The sequence below is a fragment of the Myxococcus guangdongensis genome, assembly GCF_024198255.1.
GTDB lineage: Bacteria > Myxococcota > Myxococcia > Myxococcales > Myxococcaceae > Myxococcus > Myxococcus guangdongensis.
In genome coordinates this window covers 816,023-838,637 of sequence record NZ_JAJVKW010000003.1, presented here as the reverse complement: position 1 = coordinate 838,637, position 22,615 = coordinate 816,023, and the positions used below count along the sequence as shown (strand labels likewise).

14 protein-coding genes are annotated in these 22,615 nt (G+C 71.0%); 8 read left to right on the top strand and 6 right to left on the bottom strand.

The genetic code is table 11. The features are described from left to right. Positions 1 to 143 precede the first annotated feature (143 nt). On the top strand, positions 144 to 2,744 hold the full coding sequence (locus tag LXT21_RS12830) for a protein kinase domain-containing protein (protein ID WP_323394374.1): 2,601 nt from the start codon (positions 144 to 146) through the stop codon (positions 2,742 to 2,744). Positions 2,745 to 2,777: 33 nt separating this feature from the next. On the opposite strand, the gene LXT21_RS12825 is transcribed toward LXT21_RS12830, so the two are convergent. The 3 genes from LXT21_RS12825 to LXT21_RS12815 all read right to left on the bottom strand — a co-directional run bounded on the left by LXT21_RS12825 (position 2,778) and on the right by LXT21_RS12815 (position 10,320). Continuing rightward, the gene (locus LXT21_RS12825; RefSeq protein WP_254038403.1) at positions 2,778 to 3,191 is read right to left on the bottom strand and encodes a hypothetical protein; all 414 of its coding nucleotides are present in this window, start codon (positions 3,189 to 3,191) and stop codon (positions 2,778 to 2,780) included. Positions 3,192 to 3,250: 59 nt separating this feature from the next. Continuing rightward, positions 3,251 to 4,165 carry a C40 family peptidase gene (locus tag LXT21_RS12820; RefSeq protein ID WP_254038402.1) on the bottom strand — a complete coding sequence of 305 codons (915 nt, stop codon included), beginning with the start codon at positions 4,163 to 4,165 and terminating at the stop codon, positions 3,251 to 3,253. A 71-nt stretch (positions 4,166 to 4,236) separates the two neighbouring features. Further along, positions 4,237 to 10,320, bottom strand: coding sequence for a hypothetical protein (locus LXT21_RS12815; RefSeq protein WP_254038401.1), 6,084 nt, complete (start codon positions 10,318 to 10,320; stop codon positions 4,237 to 4,239). Positions 10,321 to 10,523: 203 nt separating this feature from the next. Between LXT21_RS12815 and LXT21_RS12810 the strand changes: the two genes are divergently transcribed. Continuing rightward, positions 10,524 to 11,030 carry a GNAT family N-acetyltransferase gene (locus tag LXT21_RS12810; RefSeq protein WP_254038400.1) on the top strand — a complete coding sequence of 169 codons (507 nt, stop codon included), beginning with the start codon at positions 10,524 to 10,526 and terminating at the stop codon, positions 11,028 to 11,030. 96 nt (positions 11,031 to 11,126) lie between these two features. Then, positions 11,127 to 11,897 carry an endonuclease III domain-containing protein gene (locus tag LXT21_RS12805; RefSeq protein WP_254038399.1) on the top strand — a complete coding sequence of 257 codons (771 nt, stop codon included), beginning with the start codon at positions 11,127 to 11,129 and terminating at the stop codon, positions 11,895 to 11,897. Here the strand turns inward: LXT21_RS12805 and LXT21_RS12800 are convergent, their stop codons facing one another. Next, positions 11,898 to 13,178 carry a phospholipase D-like domain-containing protein gene (locus LXT21_RS12800; protein ID WP_254038398.1) on the bottom strand — a complete coding sequence of 427 codons (1,281 nt, stop codon included), beginning with the start codon at positions 13,176 to 13,178 and terminating at the stop codon, positions 11,898 to 11,900. Positions 13,179 to 13,321: 143 nt separating this feature from the next. Between LXT21_RS12800 and LXT21_RS12795 the strand changes: the two genes are divergently transcribed. Both LXT21_RS12795 and LXT21_RS12790 read left to right on the top strand, forming a co-directional pair. After that, entirely contained in the window at positions 13,322 to 15,661 is a 2,340-nt protein-coding gene (locus tag LXT21_RS12795; protein ID WP_254038397.1) for an acyl-CoA dehydrogenase family protein, read from the top strand. Between the two features lie 114 nt (positions 15,662 to 15,775). Further along, the gene (locus LXT21_RS12790) at positions 15,776 to 18,184 is read left to right on the top strand and encodes an ABC transporter permease (protein WP_254038396.1); all 2,409 of its coding nucleotides are present in this window, start codon (positions 15,776 to 15,778) and stop codon (positions 18,182 to 18,184) included. A gap of 3 nt (positions 18,185 to 18,187) precedes the next feature. On the opposite strand, the gene LXT21_RS12785 is transcribed toward LXT21_RS12790, so the two are convergent. Together LXT21_RS12785 and LXT21_RS12780 are read right to left on the bottom strand one after the other, a co-directional pair. Beyond that, positions 18,188 to 20,407 (bottom strand): peptidase domain-containing ABC transporter, encoded by a 2,220-nt coding sequence (locus tag LXT21_RS12785; protein WP_254038395.1) that lies wholly within the window; start codon positions 20,405 to 20,407, stop codon positions 18,188 to 18,190. Then, positions 20,408 to 21,223 (bottom strand): HlyD family efflux transporter periplasmic adaptor subunit, encoded by an 816-nt coding sequence (locus LXT21_RS12780; protein ID WP_254038394.1) that lies wholly within the window; start codon positions 21,221 to 21,223, stop codon positions 20,408 to 20,410. A gap of 391 nt (positions 21,224 to 21,614) precedes the next feature. Between LXT21_RS12780 and LXT21_RS12775 the strand changes: the two genes are divergently transcribed. The 3 genes from LXT21_RS12775 (at position 21,615) to LXT21_RS12765 (ending at position 22,604) form a co-directional block, all read left to right on the top strand. After that, the gene (locus tag LXT21_RS12775; protein WP_254038393.1) at positions 21,615 to 21,833 is read left to right on the top strand and encodes a hypothetical protein; all 219 of its coding nucleotides are present in this window, start codon (positions 21,615 to 21,617) and stop codon (positions 21,831 to 21,833) included. 300 nt (positions 21,834 to 22,133) lie between these two features. Next, the gene (locus tag LXT21_RS12770) at positions 22,134 to 22,340 is read left to right on the top strand and encodes a hypothetical protein (protein WP_254038392.1); all 207 of its coding nucleotides are present in this window, start codon (positions 22,134 to 22,136) and stop codon (positions 22,338 to 22,340) included. A gap of 48 nt (positions 22,341 to 22,388) precedes the next feature. After that, positions 22,389 to 22,604 (top strand): hypothetical protein, encoded by a 216-nt coding sequence (locus LXT21_RS12765; RefSeq protein ID WP_254038391.1) that lies wholly within the window; start codon positions 22,389 to 22,391, stop codon positions 22,602 to 22,604. Positions 22,605 to 22,615 lie beyond the last annotated feature (11 nt).

The following is a 22,615-nucleotide window of genomic DNA, read 5'->3' as shown; positions in this document are numbered from 1 at the left end:
GGACGCTACCACGGTGCCCAAGCCCCCGAAATTTATGGCAATCCCCCGCCAGGGGGGCAGCCAGCGGGGCAGAGCGGCCCCAGGCCCGCCCCCGTGCGGTTCGTCATGCGCGCCGCCGCGAAGTCGGCCAAGATGCGCCCGGCGTGCTGGCTCCCGACTCTCTCGTCCTCGACGGTCGCTTCCGAGTCCTCCGTCCGTTGGGCTCGGGCGGCATGGGGGAAGTGTACCTGGGTGAACAGGTCTCCTTGGGCCGCAAGGTGGCCATCAAGGTCCTTCACCACGACCTCAACGCCCAGCCCGGCATGGCCGAGCGCTTCAAGCGCGAGGCCCGCCTCCTCTCCGCCGTCGAGCACCCCGCCGTCGTCCACATCGTCGACTTCGGCGAGTCGGGCGATCACGCCTGTCTGGTGATGGAGTTCGTGGAGGGCGAGAGCCTCTACGACGTGCTCACCCCGGGGCCCATGCCGCCGGGGCGCGCGCTGCCGCTGCTCCATCAGCTGGCGGAGGGCCTCGCCGCCATCCACGACAAGGGCATCATCCACCGCGACCTGAAGCCGGAGAACGTCTTCATCTCCCCCGGCGCGCGCGGGGAGCAGGCGCGGCTGCTCGACTTCGGCATCGCGCGGCTGGTGGAGCCGGACGCGCAGAGCAACGTCAGTCAGGTGGGCGTGGTGCTCGGCACCCCCGAGTACCTGTCGCCGGAGCAGGCGGTGGGCGCGAAGGTGGACACGCGCAGTGACCTGTACACCTTCGGCGTGCTCATCTACCGCGTGCTCGCCGGGCGCCTGCCGTTCGACGGGCCCCAGGCGCGTCACTTCCTCGCGCAGCACGCCTCGCACGCGCCGCTGCCGTTGGACCGGGCCGCCCCGTCGCTGTCGCGCTACATCGGCCTGTTGTCGCTGGTGATGAAGCTGCTGGAGAAGAACCCGGCCAAGCGCACCCAGAGCGCGCACGAACTGGCGGATGCCCTCGCCGCGGCCCACGCCTCGCTCTCCGCGCTGACGCCGGGGCTGGGCACGCCCGCCTATGTCGGGATGCCCGCCACCCTCACCTCGCCCTCGGGCACGTCCGTCTTCGGCACGGGCGAGACGCCTGTGGTCGCCACGCCCGGCCCCACCGGCACCTCGGTCTTCGGCGGCGCGGACGCCCCGGTGCCCGCCACGTCCCAGCGCATCAGCCAGGGCACGGCCGCGTACGGCGCGGTGGCGACCTCGGGCGCGCACAGCCTCCCTCCGGGAATGGTGCGCACGGGCACGGCGGCCTTCGGAACCCGGCCCTCGGGCGGCCCGTCGCTGTCCGGCAGCAACTCCGTGGTGAAGCCGCAGAACCTGACGGTGATGCTCACCGACATCCAGGGCTTCACCGAGCGCACCAGCCGGCAGACGCACGAAGAGAACGCGCGGATGCTGGAGACGCATGACCGTCTGCTGATTCCGCTGGTGAGGGAGCACGAGGGACGGCTGGTGCAGAAGCGCGGCGACGCGCTGCTGGTGGTGTTCCGCTCGCCCACCGCGGCGGTGCTGTGCGGCATGGCGATGCAGGACAAGCTGTGGCGCCACAACCAGGCGCTGCCCGACGAGGAGCGGCTGAACGTGCGCGTGTGCCTGCACGCGGGCGAGGTGCTGCTCACCGCCGACACCGTGCTGGGCGAGCCCATGGAGGTGGTGGAGACGGTGGAGCACGTCGCCGCCGCGGGCGAGGTCACCTTCACGGAGGCCGTGAATCTCGCGCGAAACCGCGCCGAGGCGGAGGTGGAGCCATGTGGCTCCATCACCCTGCCCGGCCGCGAGGAGCAGCTCCAGTTGTACCGCTGCCTGCGCGTGGCCGAGGGCCCGCCCTTCGGTGGCCGCTTCGAGAAACAGAACGCGCTCGCGGTGCACTTCGCCCCCGCGTTGCACAGGACGGGCGCGGCCTGGGCCTCGCTGACCCAGCGGGTCCGTGAGCGCATCCAGCGCGTGCGCGCCTTCTCGCCCCGACAGTCGCTGCGCGAGGCGGGCCCGAAGCTGCGCGAGGAGCTGACGCCCGCGAAGTTGAAGGCACGCGCCCAGGCCACCGTGGCCCTGGCCCGCGCGAAGCCGAAGCACGCGGGCGCGGTGGTGGGCGTGCTCCTGCTGCTCGTCGCAGCGTGGGTGTGGCACCTGAACCGCCCCGCGGTGAAGGCGCTGTCGCTGCTGGAGGATGGCAGGACGGAGGAGGCCCTCGCGCTGTTGAACGCGACGTCGAACGACGAGCAGAAGCAGGCCTCCGTGCGACGCGCGCTCGCAGCCACGCACCACGCGCTCGGCAACCACGACAAGGAGCGGGTGCTGCTCGCCACGCTGGACGATGAGGGCCGCGCGGGCGTGGAGGACTCGATTCTCGACGGGCTGGCGGAGGACTACGGCCGCAAGGACTCCGACGAGTTGCGCAAGCTGCTGAGCAACATCCCCCGGGAGCGCGTGCGTCCGTACTTCATCGACCTGGTGGAGAGCGACTTCTCCATCAAGCAGTGGGGCGCGGTGCGCTACCTGGACGCCGCGAAGGAGACCGAGGGGTTCGACCTCGTCGCGGGCTACGCCAAGGCGCTGGAGGCCAAGGAGTGCGAGCTGCGCCGCCTCGCCGCGAGGAGGCTGGGTGTGCTGGGCAACATGGACGCCGTCCCCGCCCTCATCCGCCTCGCGGAGCTCGAGGTCGGCAAGAGCGGAGACTGCGGTCAGGGCGAGGCGAACCGGGCCCTGCAGCGGCTGAACAAGAAGGGCGGCTGAGAAGGCCCGGGCATCGTGTCCCGGGCCCGCGCGTCAGTCGTCGCGGTGGGCGTGACCCTTCTTGTCCTTGCCGCGACCGTGACGGTGGTCGTCATCCCAGTCATCGTGCCTGTCCCTGCGCGCCTTCACCTTCTCGTCCACCCTGAGCAGGTTGCGGGAGAAGGCGTCGTATTCGAGGTGCAGGTGGCCGCGAGCGCCTGGCGCCGAGGCATCGAACTTCACCTTCCAGACGTCGCGACCGGTGAGGTGCGCCTCCTTGAGACGACAATCGTAACGACGCGAGCGGCACTCACCAAAGCCCCGGTCCACGGCCTCCTTGTAGGACATGGAGGCCGGACGCGACGGAGGCCGCGAGGGCCCGGGACGCGGCTCCGAGCGCGAGTGCACGACACAGCCCGGGGCGAGCAACAGACCACCAATCAGCAGGGCGATTCTCATGCCCGACATGACGCAACAACCTCGCGGAGCTTCAAAGCCACGCGGGGTGCGGGACATCGACTGGAAATCTACAGCCCCTCGGGAGACGCATAGGAGACGAAGAGCTCGCCGGTGACATAGGCGCGCAAGCCCTTGCTCGCCGGGCGAAGGAAGTCGTTCACCACGGGGCCGCCCTGGGTGAGCTGGTGCTTCTCCGGATGGGCCAGGTTCATGCGGCTGCGGGCCACACCCTTGCTCCCGCGGTGGATGAAGGTGACGGTGCCGTCATCGCCAATCGCCTCCACCACGCCGATGTGGGTCATCCCGTCATTGCGGCGACCATCGCGGTTGCGGTCATACGTCTCGCGGAAGAAGACGAGGTCGCCCGGACGCGGCGCGTGCTGGTGCAGTCGGCCGCCCTGCGTGGCGCGACGGAAGATGGCGGAGACGGCGTTCTCCCCCGCGAGGAAGCCGTGGGCCACCAGGTCGATGCCCGCGGAGAGATACGCCAACCGCACGAAGCCCGAGCAGTCGTTCGGCATGCCCCGGCTCAAGCGACCCAGGTTGCGCTCACCGACGAGCTGCATGGAGCGCGACACGATGAGCCGCGCGAACTGCATCGGCGTGCGGTACGCGTCCCAGAAGCCCGCGGAGTCCGTGCCCGGGCTCGTGACGAGCGCGACGGCCTCCAGCGCGGCGGAGATGACGCCCGTCACCAGCGGACGGGCCTTCTCCTCGGACATCACGGTGGCGACGACGGCGGGCGCACGCTCCGCGCGAGGTGCCTCCGCGACCACCGGTGTCACCCCCTCGCTCGCGGACGAAGCCTCGGGGGCCACGGCCGGAGGCGTGTCGGACGCGGGCACCTGGGTGCCCTGCCCGGTGGACTCCGCCGCGGGAGAAGGCACCACCTCCGGGGCCGTCCCGACGTCGCGGGACTGCACGGTGGCGCAGCCGATGAGGACACACAGCGGAACGATGGCGAGCAGGCGAGGACTGGACAACCGACGACCCTCCAACAAAGGCGGCCGCATTCAATCCCACAGGTGGGGCCTGTCGCCAAGAACTCGAAGTGTCACCCCTCCCAGGTGGACAGCAGTGCGCGGACCCGGGTGTATCTCTGGAGGAGTGCGGCACGGTGGGCGCTGAGCATCACCATGGAGCCGATGACGAACAGGCCCATGAGGAACAGCGAAGCCGCCGCGACGCGGTGGTCCCTCATGCCGAAGCGCACCAGGTTCGCCGCCACGCACGTCACCAGGAACGCGGTGCCCAGGTACACGTAGGAGCGGATGCGCAACGCGATTCCGAAGCCCACGCCCACCACGCAGAGGAACACGCACAGGAGCATCGCCCCCCCATCGTCGAACATCAGCGGCTTCCATGCGCCCGCCACGTAGATGACGGTGACAGCCACCGCGCGCAGCCGCGCGTAGGTGTCCTGCTCGAGGGTGCCCCGGAACACGCGCAACAGCGCGAGCAGCGAGAGGCCCGCGGGGATGACGTAGAACTGCGGCTCGCCGTGGCCCGTGCCCTGCCACACCAGGAAGAGCGCGACGTTGAAGGCCACCACCGACGCGAGCGAGGCCGAGCCCCGGCGCGTCGGATGCGAGGCCAGCGCGGCGAAGTGCGCGGCGTGCCCCACCAGCAGCGCGGCCACCTGGAGGGGCTCGCTCCACGGCGCGGAGAGCAGACCCGCCATCGGGAACAGGTACGCGCCCCACAGCGCCGGCCGCCGGAAGACGGCCAGCCCCGAACCCTCGCGCTGCACGAAGAAGTACAGGCCCGTGAAGAGCGCGCCGCCCACCAGCGCCGCCAGGCTGTCACCCGAGTTCGGCTGCGCGCCCATCCCCAGCATGCGCATGGACAGGTAGCCCAGCGCGAGCACCGCCTGGGCCAGGAACGCGGCGGGCTCGTCCTCCTCCCTGGAGGCGTGGCGCACCAGCGCGAAGAGCAGCACCGCCAGCGCTCCACACGCGACGAGCGCCTCGCGCAGCGCGTCCCCCCGCGGCCCCAGCAACCCCAGGCCGAACATCACCTCCATGAGCGCCACGACGGTGAAGCCCAACCCCACGCCCCGGCGCACCTCGCGGCCCGCCACGAACAGCGCGAGCGCGGCGAGCAGCGCGCTGAGCGCGCCGAGGTACGGGAGGATGAACTCCGAGCCGCGCCCCGTGGAGTACACCGCGCCCAGGTGCATCATCACGCCGTGGACCGCCACGAGCGACGCAAGCCAGCCCACCGCCTCGCGCTCGCGCCGCCGCCACACCACCGTCCACGCCGCGCCCAGACCGAACAAGAAACACATCGGAGTCCCGACGTGCCGCAGCTCGCGCAGCGCCGACAACGACAACAGCGCCATCACCCAGCCGCCATGGTGCAGGGCCGCGCCCACGCGCACCCCACGCGCGTCCAGCACCAGGCCCGCCACGCACAGCACCAGGCCCGCGCCACTGACAGCGGCGGGCAGCCACACGAAGGGCACCGCCGCCACCAGCGACAGGCCGAGGAGCGCGGTGGCCACGTTCGCCATCCACCGCTCACGCGTCGCCATCAACACCAGCGACGCCGCCCCGGCCCCCAGCGCCACGTGCGGCGCGAGCGCTCCGGGCCCCGCGTCCACGAGCCTCGACACGAGCAGCAGGCCCAGCACGCCCGCGCTCCCCGCCCACAACGGCTCGCTCCACGTGCCGCCCAGTCCAGGCGTCAGCCGATTCACCCCCTGGTCGAGCGAGCGCTGCACACCCCCGGACTGGCAGAAGGCGGACAACACGGCGGCGCCCAGCGCCAGGGCGACGATGGGCAGCCCCGCCTCGGGCCGCCACTCCAGGAACTGGAGCGACTCCGTCCGACCCACGCACGCGAGCGAGAGCACCAGGAGCGACGGCACCAGCAGCCACCGCAAGGACAGGAGGAACGCGGACGCGGCGACCACGCCCGCGAGACCCGCGAGCTTCGTCGGTGACGGGTCCTCCAGGACGGGCAACACGCCGATGACCAGCGCGGTGATGACGGAGGCCTGACGCAGCTGCGCGTCTGGCGGACTGCGGAAGAAGGCCCAGAGCTTCGGCGCCACATGGTGCTCGGCCAGCGCGAGCGCGAGCAGGAGGACGGTGACGACGGGCCGCGCCTCGGGCACGGCGATGAGCAGCAGCGAGGCGCCGCACACGCGCAGGAACGGCATGGGCCCGGGCATCAGCGCCAGCGACGCCGTGAGGAAGTACACCGGCAGCGGCCCCATCCACGACGTCAGCAGCACCACCGGCGTGAGCAGCGCGAGGCTGACCTGCATGCCCAGGGACAGCCGATTGCGGACCTCCACCTCGTTCGAGCGCAGCAGCAGGGCGCTGAAGCCGGGCACATGCTCCACGGCGCGAGTCACGGCCAACGACAGCAGCGGCAGCGCATACGCCCACGTGGGCGTGTCCCCACCCATGGCCAGGAAGCCCACGAAGCAGAGGGGTACCCCCAGGCACGCGAAGTAGGGCAGGCGCGTGGCGCGCGTCCACAACAGCGGCAGCACCATGGCGCCCGCGGCCATCCAGGCCGGGTGCCCGTCATCCCAGCGCACCACGGTGATGACCATCACCAGCGCGGAGGCCACCGTCGCCACCATCGCGTAGCGGCGGCCACCGGCGCCCACCCTCAGCACCGCGGGGACCTCCTCGAGCACCGCGAGGACGGCGAGCACCGTGGCCAGGCCCAACAGCGCCATCGGCCCCGTGGAGTACAGGCCGCTGGTGGCGTACAGCGCGGCCACCCCGACACTGAGCCCCGCGGGCATGGCTCGCGCCGTGAGCAGCGCGGCGAAGGCCGTGGCGAGGATGAAGGAGTTCTCCTGCCAGGACTTCGCCTCCACGACGGCGAAGAAGGGGAAGGTCCACGCCACGAGCGCCGCGACGGTGGTGCTCGGGCTGCGTCCCCAGCGCGCCGCGCTGAGTGAGGACCCCAGGGCCCAGAGGATGAACGCCCCCATGGACATCGCCGGCGTCATCAGCCCGCCCCAGGGCGAGAACGAGCGCCCCATGTCCGGCAGCAGCGCGAAGGCCGCGAGGAACACCGCCAGGGGCCGCGCGAGGGGGAACGTGCGCGACACCACGGCGATGGCTCCGGCCGACAGGAGCATCACCACGCCCAGGCCACTCACGGTGCCGATGATTCCCGCCAGGAATCCGAAGAGCGCGTAGAAGACGGCGACCCCGCTCAGCTGGCGCAGCAGCCGGCCCCGCTCGGCCACGACGGCGAGCGCCAGCGCGACGAAGACCAGCGAGAAGGCCATCGCCGTGACGGACACCTGGAGCGCGAGCTTCGGCACCAGGGCCGCCGCCAGCAGGACCGCGTAGGCCACGGCGTACGCGTTGCGCAGGCTCCACGCGATGAGCAGCATGCTCGCGCCACACAGCACCGCGCCCGCCAGCGGCGTGAAGCCGAAGTCGCTGAACAGGCCCATCAGGAAGCCCGCCGTGGCCAGCAATCCGCCCACGGAGGCCACGAGCGCCCGCGTCCGCGCGGTGCACACCAGGGACACGCCCGACAATCCGAGCGCCAGCACCCCGACCACCACGGACGCGGCCTCCACCGAGAGGACCTGGATGGCCAACGCCGGCACCACCAGCATCAGCAGCGCGCCGACGGCCTTCAGGTAGAATCGGTCCACCAGCAGGCCCGTGCCCAGGCACACCACCGACATGCCGAGCACGCTCCAGAGGGCCGGGCGCGCGTCGGGCCCGGCGATGCCGTAGAAGGAGAAGAGGACGCCAGCCACGGCCGTGCAGCGCAGCAGCACCTCCGCGAAGGCGACGTCGCGCGCCTGGCCCGTGCGCTCACCGCGCCACAGCCGCGACACCGCGAGCACCACGCCCGCGAGCACGAAGGGCAGCGCCGTCAGCGCGCCGTACTGCACGGGCAGCCGGTCCGCGACGGGATAACCGAGCGAGGCCTTGAGCGCGTCGAGCAACCGCCTCAGCGGCCCCGGCACCAACTGGCCGCTGGTGGCGTACGAGAAGTAGAGCGCGGCGTAGGCGGGATACACCCACGGCAGCCGGTGGAGGGCGCCGCTCGCCAGCGACAGCAGCGTCCAGGTGATGACGGCGGCGGTGACGAAGAACGTCGGCGGCGGGGCGCCGATGGCGGCGACCAGACACATCGTCTGGAGCGAGACGACGCCCAGCGACAGCGTGTCCGCCGCGCGCTCGGCGGGCAGTGCACGGAAGCGATGGGCGGACGCGAGCAGGAACGCGACGAGCGGCGCATAGATGCCCGCCTCGGGCGGCGTGCCCGCGTGGACGAGCGCCAGGTGCAGTCGCACGGCGTAGGCGATGAGCAGGTACAGCGGCGCGGCGAGCGCGAAGGCCAGCGCGGCTCCCTCACGGGGACTCGAGGCGGAGCGCCGCGACAGCAGGAAGAAGAGCACGCACGGCACGAGGTTGAGCCACAGCGCGACGCCCCCGAGCCTCGCGGCCACCGGAGCCAGTCCCATCATCAGGATGCTGACCACGAGCGAGGCCTGGACGAAGGGGCGCGAGGGCGCGTCGAAGGCGTCAGCGGGCTTGCGAACGAACCACGCGGCGATGGCCGCCCAGACCAGGAGCGCCGGAGTGAGCCACCACGGGCCCAGGTTGCCGGACAGCGACGCGTCGCTGAACCCGGTGGGCGACAGGGCGATGCCCGCGAGGGGCGCCGCCGCCGAGCCGATGACACCGAGGATGCGCCCCGGACCGCGCAGGGCCTCGCGCCGTCCGAGGACAGCCCCCATGATGGAGAAGAACGCGGAGGCCCCCGCCGTGGCGAGGAAGATGGCCATCGAGCGGCTGACGGAGCTCATCCCGGCCCATCGCTCGAACACGAAGTAGAGCAGGCCCGAGAGGACGAGGAAGGCACCGACGAACCACATGATGCTTTCGTAGAGGAACGGCTTCCAGACGCGACTCCACGAAGAGGCCTGTTCGACGAACCGGGCCGTCGAGCCTCGGGGCTGCGGGGCCTCGAACGACGGCGCGGAGGCGTCCTCGGGAAGCGGATGCGCCTCGGCGCCCGCCCCGGACACCCGGGCATGTGGCGACACGCGCGGCCCCGGTCGTCGCGTCGACTCCGCCCTCGCGGCGCGCTCGGCCTCGCGCTTCGCCTCGTCTCGCGAAGCAGCCGAAGCATCCTCCGCGCGCCATGCCGCCGAGGCATCCGCGCCCGACGCGGATGGCGCCGCGCCTCGTGCGCCCTGGGCATCGTCGGCACGCGACGCGGACCCGTCCGAGCCCCACGTGCCGCTCGCATCTCGCATCACCGATGCACCACTCGCCACCGACGCGTCCGGGCGAGGCACGGACGCACCCTCGCCCCACGGCAGGCCCGTCTTCGGACGCTCCGAGCCCGGCGAGACATCACTCACATCGTGCGCCTCTCGAATCACCGAGGCGTCATTCGCCAACGACGCATCCGAGCGAGGCCCGGACGCACCCTCACCCCACGACAGACCCGCCTTCGGACGCTCCGAGCCCGGCGAGACCTCACTCACACCGTGAGCATCCCGAATCACCGAGGCGCCACTCGCCGCGGCCTCCTCCGCGCCCCACACGCCGCCAGCCGGCGCACCACTCGCCAGCGACTCACCCGAGCGCTGCGCGGTCGCATCCGCGCCCCACCCGCCGCCCGCCTCCCGAATCACCGAAGCGCCGCTCGCCACGGACGCGGAATCCCCCGTGTCCCGCACCGAGTGCGTCACGGCCTCGTTCGACCGCCACGGGGCCTCGTGCGCGGAGCCCGAAGCCGCCGCATCCGTTGCCGTCACGGGCAGCACCGTGGCCCCCGCGTGCACCCCACCCTCGTCGGGAACCACCGTGGGCCCCTCACCCGGGCGCGAAGGCGCTCCGACCGCTACCGCCTCCGCCGTCCGCAGCGGCTCCACCCGGTTCGCCGGTGCAGGCGACTCGGCGAGCACGGAGAGGAGGATTCGGGCCTGACGCTCGTAGCGCTCGGAGAGGAAGCGACGGACGTTGGGGGGGACCTCGGTGGCATCCCAGCGCGACAGCTCGGACAGGAGGAAGTGGACGTGAGCGAGCTCCGCGTCCAGCTCGGAACGAGGCCGCGAGGTCATCGCCGTGCCACAGAGTGCGCACTGGTGGAACTGACCCAGGCGCTCCTGTCGGCAATCAGGGCAGTACATGAAGCTCCCCCTCTACAACGGACATGCCACCCAGAATGCCTGGGATATCCAGGGCGTGGAAAGCCGCCCCCCACATTCCAGGTGCGTCGCCCGGGTGCCACCTGTGCAAGCAGGTGCACAACGGGTGCGCGCACTCCGACGCACCCGTCACGCCCTGGAGTCCCACTGGCCCCACCTCTCATTCCGTGGGACCGTCCCCGCGCATGAGCAACGACGAGCTGACCCTGCGTCCCATCCGACCCACGGATGATGCCGCCGTGGCGGGCGTCATCCGCACGGTGATGCCCGAGTTCGGAGCGGATGGCCCCGGCTTCGCCCTCCACGACCCCGAGGTCGACACCATGAGCGCCGCCTACGCGCGCCCCCGCCACGCGTACTTCGTGGTGGAGCGCGCGGGCCGCGTCATCGGAGGCGGCGGCATCGCCCCGCTCGATGGCGGAGACCCGGGCGTGTGCGAGCTGCGCAAGATGTACTTCCTCCCCGAGGCGCGTGGCCTGGGAGCGGGCGAGCGCATGCTGCGCCGCTGCCTCGACTTCGCGCGCGAGGCGGGCTTCCAGCGCTGCTACCTCGAGACCCTCGCCTCGATGACCCAGGCCCAGAAGCTCTACCGCCGCCTCGGCTTCGAGCCCCTCTGCGCGCCCATGGGCAGCACGGGCCACTTCGGCTGCGACCACTGGTACGCGATGGACCTCACGAAGCCCGCGAGCTGAAGCGCCCCCGTCCCCCTGCCCTGCCACCGGCCCGGACGACACTCCAGGCCGGACGTCCACCGTGTCCCCATCTTCTCGGGCAAGGAGGGGGACTGAATGGCGGACAGAGGACCGACGCCTCCCAGACACCGCAGGGCACCGTCACCGACGAGCGCGCGCACCGCGAGAGCACGACCCGAGGTCTCCGAGCCCGCGCCCCGTCCGGACAAGGTCCCCTTCGACATCGACGACGTGCTCGCGCGCGTGCGTCACACGGTCCGCGACTTCGCGGACGCGGCCATGTTCGCGCTGTCGGCCCGAGGCCACGACAGCCTCTTCGAGCAGCTCGTCGCCTGCATCCTCTCCATCCGGACCCTCGATGAGGTCAGCCTGCCCGCGGCGCTCCGGCTGCTCGAGCGCGCGTCCACACCCGAGGCCCTCGCGCGCCTGAGCCCCGCCACCCTCGACACGCTCATCCGCCCCGTCACCTTCCACGAGGCCAAGGCGCATCAACTCCACGCCATCGCCGTGCGCACGCGGGACGAATTCGCGGGCACGCTGCCCTGCGATGCCCAGGTGCTCCAGTCCTTCAAGGGCGTGGGCCCCAAGTGCGCGCACCTGGCGCTCGGCATCGCCTGCGGACACGAGGCCATCAGCGTGGACATCCACGTGCACCGCGTGACGAACCGCTGGGGCTATGTGAAGGCGCCCACGCCCGAGGCCACCATGGCCGCGCTCGAAGCCCAGCTCCCACGCAGGTACTGGGTGGAGCTCAACCGGCTGCTGGTGCCCTTCGGCAAGCACGTGTGCACGGGCTCGCGCCCCAAGTGCTCCACGTGCCCGGTGCTCAGCGCCTGCCGTCAGGTCGGCGTGACGAACCCGCGCTGACTATCGGTCGTGCCCCACCAGCTGCGTGGCCCGGCGAGCCAGGCGCCGCCACGGATTGGTGCGGCCGCCGTTCTCCAGCGAAATCTCCTTGGACACGCGCAGGTCCTTGGCCCAGCACCGCTCCATCTTCCGGACGAACTCCTTGTCATGGATGATGAGCGAGCCCTCGCCCAGCTTGTTGAGCGACAGCGAGTCCAGGTTCGTCGAGCCCACCACCGCGAGCCAGTCGTCCACAATCATGGTCTTCGCGTGCATCATCGACGGCTGGTACTCGTAGATGCGCACGCCCGCCTCGAGCAATCGCTCGTACGTGGAGCGCTGCGAGGCGCGGATGACCTTCACGTCATGCACGGGCCCCGGCCCCAGCACGCGAATCTCCACGCCCTGGCGACACTTCTCCTCCAGCTGCTCCAGGATTTCGTTGGGCGGTGAGAAGTACGCGTTGGCAATCCACAGGCGCTCACGCGCGGCGGCGATGACCATGCGCACCATCCGCTCCGCGTCGGTGATGCCCAGCTTGCCCGCGCTCTCCACGAAGCACGCCTCGGAGTCCCCCACCAGCATGGGCTCCGGGAAGGTGTCCGGGGGCAGCAGCCCACCGCCCGACTCCTGCCAGTAGCGCGAGAAGGAGAGCTGCATCTCGCGCGCGGCGGGCCCCTCGACGCGCACGCTGGTGTCGCGCCACTCCTCCGGCGACAGCCCATCTCCCTCCCAGACCTTCCAGAAGCCGAAGCCGCCCGTGTACGCGATTCTCCCGTCGATGATGACCAGCTTCTGGTGCGTGCGCCCCAACAGCCGCCCCATCACCTTGCCCGCGAGCAGCCGGTAGTAGTGCACCTCCACGCCCGCGGCCGAGAGCACCTTCTCCACCTTCTGGTCGAAGTCCTTGTCCCCGCTCAGCTCCTCGCTGCCCACCGGGTCCACCACCACGCGGCACGCCACCCCCGCGTGTGAGCGGTCCACCAGCGCGTCGATGATGCGGTCCGACACGTCGCAGGGCCGCCAGATGTAGACCAGGATGTGGACACTCTCCCGGGCCGCGCGGATGTCTTCCACCATGCGGTCGAACACCGCGCCGTTGTCCAGCAGCTCCAGGCGGTGCCCCGTCATCAGCGCCGCACCGGTGGATTGATAAAGAGAGAACGAGAAGCCCCGAGGCCCCGGAGGCAGCTCGAAGGGTCCCTTCATCTCGTGCTTGCCGCGCTCGCTCCCCGCATCGAAGCCGTGGGCGCCGGGCTGGGGAAGAATCTCCATCTCCGAGAGGTCCTGGGGCTCGTCCATGACGTGGCAAGCTAGGGACACTTCCCGGCCCTGGCATGCAGGGCCTGGCCGCCTGCCCGACAGGCAGGTGCTCTCTCCCATTGCCGCCCGGCACCGGGCTGGCCACACTGGGCCTCTTCCCTCGCTTGCTGGAGAGCCAACTGATGGTGGAAGAGATTCGTCCAACCGCGAAGGAGCTGCTGTCACTGCCGCGCCTGGCCCCCCTGGTCCCCATGCTCTACGTGGCGTGGACGGACGGTGAGCTGACGCCCGCGGAGATTCGGATGCTGGGCACCGCCGCGCGCGCCCAGCCCTGGTTGGACCTGCGCTCCAACACCGTGCTCGCCCGCTGGCTGGACCCGCTGATGCCGCCCAGCTCCAACGAGCTGGCCCTCGTGCGCGAGCACATCCGCGCCGCGGCGGAGCGCCTGAAGCTCAGCCCCCAGGAGAGCCTCTCCGAGCTGGGCGCGAAGCTGACGGAGCTCGTCGCGGACTCGAAGGAGCTGCCCTCGAGCATGCCGGAGCTGGTGCGCGCGCTGGCCTCGCTGGAGGCCGTGCTGGGCGTCTCAGGGCGCGAGGCCGTGCGCGCGCTGGTGCCGTCCGCCGCGCACGAGCCGCGCCGCATCGGCCCCACCGAGCCCACGTCCTTCGCCCCCGAGGCGCTGCGCGCGGTGCTGGACCGCAAGTACCCGGAGGTCCGCTCCCAGGTGCGCAAGTGGCTGGAGGACCCGACCTTCCGCTATCAGCGCACGCTCGACACGGACAAGCAGCGCGAGCAGGTCTTCGCCTGGCTCAAGCAGTTGGCGGACCAGGGCCTGGGCCGCATCGCCTTCCCGGAAGGCAACGAGGCCGGCGCGGACCTGGGCGCCTTCATCGCCGCGTTCGAGACGCTCGCGCTCTTCGACCTGAGCCTCGTGGTGAAGGCAGGGGTGCACTTCGGCCTGTTCGGCGCGAGCATCCTCTTCCTCGGCACGGAGAGGCACCACCGCGAGTACCTGCCCAAGGTCGCCACGCTGGAATTGCCCGGCTGCTTCGCCATGAGCGAGCTGGGCCACGGCTCCAACGTGCGCGACGTGGAGACGGTGGCGCGCTACGACGCGGAGGCCGGCAACTTCGTCGTGCACACCCCGTCCGAGGGCGCGCGCAAGGAGTGGATCGGCAACGCCGCGCGCCACGGCCGCATCACCACGGTGTTCGCGCAGCTGGAGGTCGGCGGCAAGGGCCTGGGCGTGCACGCGCTGCTGGTGCCGCTGCGCGACGAGCGCGGACAGGTGCTGCCCGGCGTGCGCATCGAGGACTGCGGCCGGAAGATGGGCCTCAACGGCGTGGACAACGGCCGCATCTGGTTCGACCACGTGCGGGTGCCCCGGGAGAACCTGCTGGACCGCTTCGGCCAGGTGACCGCCGAGGGCGAGTACACCAGCTCCATCTCCAGCGACGGGCGCAGGTTCTTCACCATGCTGGGCACGCTGGTGGCGGGCCGGGTGAGCGTGGCGTGCGCGTCCCTGAGCGCGGCCAAGAGCGGGCTGACCATCGCGGTGCGCTACGGGGACTTGCGCCGACAGTTCGGCCCGCCGGGCGCACCCGAGGTGCGGCTGCTCGACCACCAGACGCACCAGCTGCGGCTGCTCAAGCCGCTGGCGAAGACGTACGCGCTCGACTTCGCGCTGGAGCACCTGGTGGAGCGCTACGTGAAGCGCACCGAGGAGGACTCCATGGAGGTGGAGGCGCTGGCGGCGGGCCTCAAGGCGTATGCCTCGTGGAACTGCACCGCGGTGCTCCAGGAGGCGCGCGAGGCGTGCGGTGGCCAGGGCTACCTGGAGGCCAACCGGCTGTCGGCGCTGAAGGACGACACGGACATCTTCACCACGTTCGAGGGCGACAACACGGTGCTGATGCAGCTGGTCGCCAAGAGCCTGCTGACGGACTACCGCCAGCGCTTCGAGGACGACCGCGTGTACGCGGTGCTCAAGCTCATCGCGGACAAGGCCACGGCCATGGCGGACAGGAACCCCATCGCCGCGCGGAGGACCGGCAGCGAGCACCTGCGCGACGACGACTTCCAGCTGCGCTTCCTGCGCTACCGCGAGGAGGATTTGCTCGCCTCGGTGGCGCGGCGCATCCGCAAGCGGCTGACGGCGGGCGTGGAGGCCTTCGCCGCCTTCAACCAGGTCCAGGCGCACCTGGTCGCCCTGGCGCACGCGCACGTCGAGCGCGTGGTGCTCGAGCAGTTCATCCACGGGGTGACCATGGTCCAGGACCCGGGCCTCAAGGTGGTGCTCGGGCGGCTGTGCGACCTCTACGGCCTGTCCTGCCTGGAGGCCGCGAGCGGCTGGTTCCAGGAGAACAACCTCATGGAGGGCGGCAAGGCGCTGGCCATCCGCAAGGAGGTCGTGAAGCTGTGCACGGAGCTCCGGCCGGACGCTGTGGCGCTGGTGGATGCCTTCGGCATTCCGGACACGTGCATCGCCGCGCCCATCGGACTGGGGCATTTGTCCGCCTGACGTTTGACTTCACGGTCCGGGACGTGTGGCATTGCGGTGATGCTCGGCCTCGCGCGGGTCGAGCATGACCGCATCCCAGGACTGGAGCAGGCATTGGACACGACTCGCCAAGATGTGCGTCAGGCCCTCCGCAAGCTCATCCAGAACCCGGCCTTCACCCTCATCTGTGTGCTGACATTGGCGCTCGGCCTGGGCGCCAACACCGCCATCTTCAGCGTGGTGAACGCGGTCCTGCTGCGCCCCTTCGCCATGGCGGACATCGACCAGCTCGTCCATGTGCAGCACACGCCCAGGCGAGGCGGCACGCTGCCCTCCTCCGCGCTCGACTTCCGCGACATCCAATCCCAGAACCACTCCTTCTCGGGCCTCGCCGCCGTCAGCTCCACCGACATCAGCCTGACGGGCCCGGAGGGCGAACCCGAGCGCGTGCTGGGCGCGCGCATCACCGCGGACTTCTTCCGCGTCCTGGGCGTGCAGCCCCTGCTCGGCCGGGGCCTGCTTCCCGACGAGGACCAGCCCGGAAAGAGCCAGGTGGTGGTGCTGGGCCACACCCTCTGGCAGCGGCGCTTCGCGGGGGACCCCCAGGTCGTCGGTCGCACCATCACCCTGGAGGGCACGCCGCACACCGTCATCGGCGTGGCGCGCCGCGAGTTCGACTTCCCCAACAAGGCGCAGCTCTGGGCCCCCGTCACCTGGGAGGGGGACCTCATCAACCCGGAGAATCGCGGCTCGCATTGGCTGAATGTCTATGGGCGGCTCAAGCCCGGCATGACGCTGGAGCAGGCCAGCCAGGACGTGAGCGCCATCGCCCGGGAGCTCGAGCAGCAGCACCCCAAGTCCAACACCGACCTGGGCCTGCGCCTCATCCCCTTGCGAGAGGAGCTGGTCGGCCAGGTCCAGCCCGCGCTGCTGGTCCTGATAGGCGCGGTGGGCATGGTGCTGCTCATCACCTGCGCCAACCTGGCCAACCTGCTGCTGGCGCGCGGCGTCAGCCGCGAGGGTGAGATTTCCGTGCGGCTGGCCCTGGGCGCGGGCCGGGGTCGCATCATCCGGCAGCTGCTCACGGAGAGCGTCGTGCTGGCGCTCGTCGGCGCGGCGGCGGGAGTGATGCTGGCCCGGTGGGGACTGGACCTGCTCGTCGGCATGGGCCCGGGGGACATCCCCCGGTTGGAAGAGGTCGCCATCGACGGGCCGGTGCTCGCGTTCACCACCGCGCTCGCGCTGCTGGTCGCGCTGCTCTTCGGTCTGATTCCGGCCCTGCAGGGCTCCAACGTCGGCCTGGACCGGGCGCTGCGCGAGAGCGGCGCGGGCGCCGGGGGGAGCCTCCGGGGGCGCCACGCGCGCGCGGGCCTGGTCGTCGCCGAGACGGCGCTGGCGGTGGTGCTGCTGGTGAGCGCCGGGCTGCTCCTCAAGAGCTTCCTCAAGCTCCAGCAGGTGGACCCGGGCTTCAAGACGGACCGCGTCCTCACCCTGGACCTGGCGCTGCCGGAGAGCCGCTATCCCTGGGGGAGTCCGGCGGTGCAGTCCTTCTACGACACCCTGCTGGAGCGGGTGCGCCACCTGCCCGGCGTCCAGCACGCGGGGCTGGCCATCCACCTGCCGCTGACGGGGAGCGCCATGGCGTCGCCCCTGCAGGACCTGGCCCGCCCGCCGCCCGTCCCCGGCCAGGAGGCCATCGTCAACGTGCGCCTGGTCACCGAGGGCTACCTGGAGACGCTGCGCATCCCCGTGCACCGGGGCCGCGCGCTGACGAGCCAGGATGGCGCCGTCGAGGGCACGCGCGCGGTGCTCATCAACGAGGAGGCCGCGCGCAGGCTGTGGCCCGGAGAGGACCCGCTCGGGCGCCGGGTGGAGCTGGGCGTGGACTTCGGCAACGGGCGCTTCGGCGGTGAAATCGTGGGCGTGGTGGGCAACGTCCTCCACGGGGGCATCAAGCACCGGCCCTCCTCGGAGGTCTACGTCCCGTTCGCCCAGGCGCGCGCCAACGCCATGAAGCTCACGGTGCTCACCGACTCGGAGCCGCTCGCGCTGGCGGCCCTGGTGCGCCGCGAGGTCCAGGGGCTCGACAAGGATTTGCCGGTCGCCAACGTGCGCACCATGGACAGCGTCCTGGCCCAGTCCGTGGCCCAGCCGCGCTTCTACATGGTGCTCGTCGCCAGCTTCTCCCTGCTGGCCCTGGCGCTCGCGACGCTCGGCATCTACGGCGTCGTCGCGCACTCGGTGAGCCACCGCACGCGCGAATTCGGCATCCGCATGGCGCTCGGCGCCGGCCGGCTCGACGTCGTCCGGCTCGTGGTGCGCCAGTACCTGCGCCTGGCCGGCTTCGGGCTGCTGCTCGGCACCGTGCTGGCCTTCGTGGCGAGCCAGCTGCTGCGCAACATGCTCTTCGGCGTCGAGCGCACCGACGTCCTCACCTACGTCGCGGTGGCCACCACGCTCGGGCTGGTGGCGCTGCTGGCGAGCCTCGTGCCCGCCTGGCGCGCCACCCGCCTGGACCCCGTGGTCGCGCTGCGCAGCGAGTAGCCCTCAGCCGGCCAGCGCCTGGGGGCGCTCCATCTGGGCCCGGACCAGCTGCTCGTAGACGCCGTGCCCCGCGAGCAGCTCCTCGTGGGTCCCACGCTCCACCACGCGCCCCTCGTCCATCACGAAGATGACGTCCGCGCGGCGCACCGTGCTCAGCCGGTGGGCGATGACGATGCGCGTGCAGTCCAGCGTGGCGATGGCCTGCTGGACCTGCTGCTCCGTCACCGCGTCCAGCGCGCTCGTCGCCTCGTCGAGCAGCAGCACCGAGGGCTGACGCACCAGGGCCCGGGCCAGCGCCAGGCGCTGACGCTGCCCGCCCGACAGTGACTGCCCCCGGTCCGCCACCGGCGTGTCGTACTGCATGGGCATGGCCATGATGTCGTCGTGAATCTGCGCCAGGCGCGCGGCCTCCGTGACGCGCTCCAGGGACACCTCCGGGTTGCCCACCGCGATGATGTCGCGCAGCGTGCTGCCCAGCAGCGACAGGTCCTGCAGCACGATGCCCATCTGCCGCCGGACGTCATGCAGGTCCAGCCGCGCCAGGTCCATGTCGTCGTAGGCGACCTGTCCCTCGGTGGGCAGGTAGAGCCCCAGCATGAGGTTGGCCAGGGTGCTCTTGCCGGAGCCGGAGCGCCCGACGATGGCGACGAGCTGCCCCTTGTCGATGCGCAGCGAGACGTCCTGCACCACCAGCGGGGACGTGGGGTGGTAGCGGAAGGACACCGCCTTCAGCTCGATGTTCCCCTCGAGCTTCCGGCTCGCGCCCAGGCTCTGCCGGTCGCGCTCGGGCGGGGTGTCCATCACGTCGTTGATGCGCTCCAGGTAGCTGCCCAGGTACTGCAGCTGTCCGCCCGTGGCGACGAGCGCCGAGAGCGACGCCAGCAGCGTCACCGACAGCGCGCTCAGGCTGAGCATCCCGCCCAGGGACAGGTGGCCCTCCATCACCTGGTAGGCGCCGACACAGAGCACGACCAGCGGCGAGGCCATCCGCAAGGAGGCGTTCAACGAGTCCAGCCAGGCGCCCAGCCGCCCCCGCTCGAGCGCGACGTTGAGCAGGTCCACGTAGAAGCCGGAGTAGTGCTGCACGGCGTCCTGCTCGACGCCGAACGCCTTGAGCGTCTGCATCCCCGACAGCATCCCAATCTGGTAGTCCTGGTTCTTCGCATCCAGCTCCAGGTAGCGCGACATCAGGCTCTTCATCCAGCGGCGCCCCGCCAGCAGGACCACCAGCTGCGCCAGGCCCAGGCCGACGACCAGCACGCCCAGCCGGACGTCCGCCACCAGCAGCACGCCCAGGTTGAGCAGGACCAGCGAGCCGTCCAGCAGGCCCGACACCGCGGCGCTGGAGAGGATGTCGCGCACCCGCGTCTGGATGTTGAGCCGCATCACCAGGTCGCCCACCGGGCGCAGCTGGAAGAAGGGGTAGGCCAGGCTGACCAGGTGCTCGAGGAACCCGAGCGTCACGGCCGAGTCGATGCGCGAGTGCAGCTCCAGCAGCAGCTGGGAGCGCACCAGGGACGCGAGGAACTGGAACAGCAGCAGCGTGCCCATCAACGCCGCGAGCACCCCGAGCAGCCCGTAGTCCGCCCGGGGCACCACCCGGTCCACCACCATCCCCGTCAACAGGGGCAGCCCCAGGGCGAACAGCTGCAGCGAGCCCGACAGCACGACGATGCGGCTGAGCGTCCCCGACTCGCGCAGGAGCGGCCAGAGGTAGCGCCACGTCCCGCGCCGCGTCGAGCCGGGCGTGAAGTCGTCGGCGGGCTCGAGCAGCAGCGCCACGCCGGTGAAGCACTGGCTGAACTGCTCCATCGTCACGACCCGGCGGCCCTGCTCCGGGTCGACGATGGCCACGCCGCCGGGCACCTGCCGCTCCAGCACGACGTAGTGCGAGAAGCGCCAGTGCAGGATGGTGCCCGGCGGCAGGAAGGGCAGCCGGTCCAGGTCGATGGAGACGCCGCGTCCGCGCAACCCCAACCGGCGCGCCGAGTCGAGGAGGGCCCGGGCGCTGGTGCCGTCGCGCGCCACGCCCGTCGCCGTGCGGACCTCCTCCAGGCTCATCGCCCGCCCGTGGTAGCCCAGCACCATGGCCAGACACGCCGCGCCGCAGTCGGCCACGGTCATCTGGCGCACCTCCGGGATGCGCCGGCGCAAGGGGCCCGTGCGGACGCGCCGGAAGGCGGGAAAGCGCTCCAGCAGCCCTGGCTTCTTCTGCGTCGACATCTACAACCGTCCTCTCAAGCCGGGCAGCAGTTGCATCAAGAGACGCTCGGAGCGCACGCGAACCTGCGCGCGCGCGGGCATCCCGTCGACATAGCCGAAGGACAACCCCTGGCTCTCGAAGGTGGGCCCCGGCAGGCGCGCCGTCACCAGGACCACCGCCTCCGCCGTCCCCTGCCGCCCCTCCAGCTCCGCGCCCAGGTAGCGCTTGAGCTCGCCGGGGGCGATGAGCTGGTCCCCCACGGAGACGATGACCAGGTCCTGATAGGAGCGCTCGAAGCCCTCGAGCTCGGCGCGCAGCGCCATCCCCGGCCGCAAGAGCGGCTGGAACCGGCCCGGCAGGAAGACGTTGAGCGTCATCGACGCCTCCCGCGCCGTCAGGGAGAGCACCCGCTGCCCCGGCGCGAGCTGCTGCCCCGGCCGCGCGTCCACGTCCCTCACCACGCCCTCGAAGGGCGCGGTCAGCTCCCGCTGGGACACGGACTGCTCGGTTGAGGCGGGCGCGTGCACCAGGCCGACCAGGGGCTGGCCCGCGAGGACCTTCTGCCCGGGCTGCACGCGCACGTGCGCCACCACGCCCGACGTGGGGCTCACCAGGGGCGTCAGCTCCGTCACCCGGACCAGCGCGGGCCCGGAGGCATACTCATCCACGCGGCCCAGCACACCGAACACCAGGAGCGACGCCAGCGCCGCCATCAGGACCCAGTACGCGCGGTGCACCCACGTCGGCGCGATGCGCAGCACGTCGCCGCGCCCCTTCGGGCCCTCCCGATGGTGCTCCATCGCCTCGCGTCTGAAGATGGATGCCTTGCGCTGCACGGCGAGCTCCTGTCCCCGAACGGGCAGCGCCTCCGCGCCCCCGACACGCGAGCCATCATAGACACAGTCGAGACATGGGGTCGAAGCCAGACCGTCCGCGTCATCCAGACATCTCCTCCCGAGACATGTCTGACTCACCTGACGCATGCCGCGTCGCAGCTAAGTACAACCCCTCAGTCAACGCCGACGCGCGGGTCCTCCCGCACTCCAATCACTCACCATCCAGCCCTTGCATCACGGAATTATCCAGCCCGACAACACAAGACAGATACACAATGACCCATTGTCGAGACTTTCTCGCAGTGGATAATAAACACGCTCGCCGTGAAGGCATCACATCGCCCTCACTGGCGCGCACCGCAGCATCCAACCCAACAGCAAGAGGAGCACCATGAAGGACACCATCGTCAGCAGCGAGCAGTCGACCGACAACTGGGTTCAGGAGTCTCAGCTCTCCCCGGACGACCTGGACGCCGTCATCGGCGGCCTGGTCTCCAACGTGGGCGTTGGCACGTGCGGCAGCACGTACATCTCCTGCGGCAGCACGTACACCGCGCCGGAGCAGCCCGCGCCGACGCAGCCCGTGCCGACCGGCCCCGTCGCCACGTAGGCCCCAGCCGCCCCGCGTCATCTCGCGGTGGTCCGCCGTGGCGATGAGCCATTGAGCTGACCTCGTGGGAGTCCGCGAACACCCATCGCTGGCTCCCACGCCCTTTGACTGTCTTCAACCCAGGACATCCCTAAAACAATACACCCCCCATTGCCTCGCACCCCAAAGAATGGATTAATGCTTGCGCCTGCCAAGAACTCCAACCTGCCTGACCTGACTCATCTCTCGAGCCAGGTCTCGCCTCGCGTCGGAGCCCCGGCATGCACCGCAGCACCCAAACCCAAGCACAAGAGGTGCATCATGAAGGACACCATTGTCAGCAGTGGGCAGGTGACGGAGTCGTGGATCCAGGAGTCCCAGCTGTCGCCGGACGACCTCGACGTCGTCATCGGTGGCCTGGCCTCCCGGGATGCCGTTGGCACGTGCGGTGGCACCTACGTGTCGTGCGGCAGCACGTACACGGCGCCCGAGCAGCCTCAGCAGCCCGGTACCGGCACCAAGGGCTGAGCGGTTCCGCACCCTCTCGTCACCCCCAACCCAAGCACACGAGGTGCAATGATGAAGGACACCATCCGCAGTGAGCAGGTGACCGAGTCGTGGGTTCAGGAGTCCCAGCTGTCCCCGGATGACCTGGACGCGGTCATCGGAGGCCTGGTCTCCAGCGCGGGCGCTGGCACGTGCGGCAGTACGTACGTGTCCTGCGAAAGCACGTACACGGCGCCGCAGAACCCCGACACCGGCGGCGGCGGCGTCATCGTCCGCAACCCCTGAGCCCGCGACGG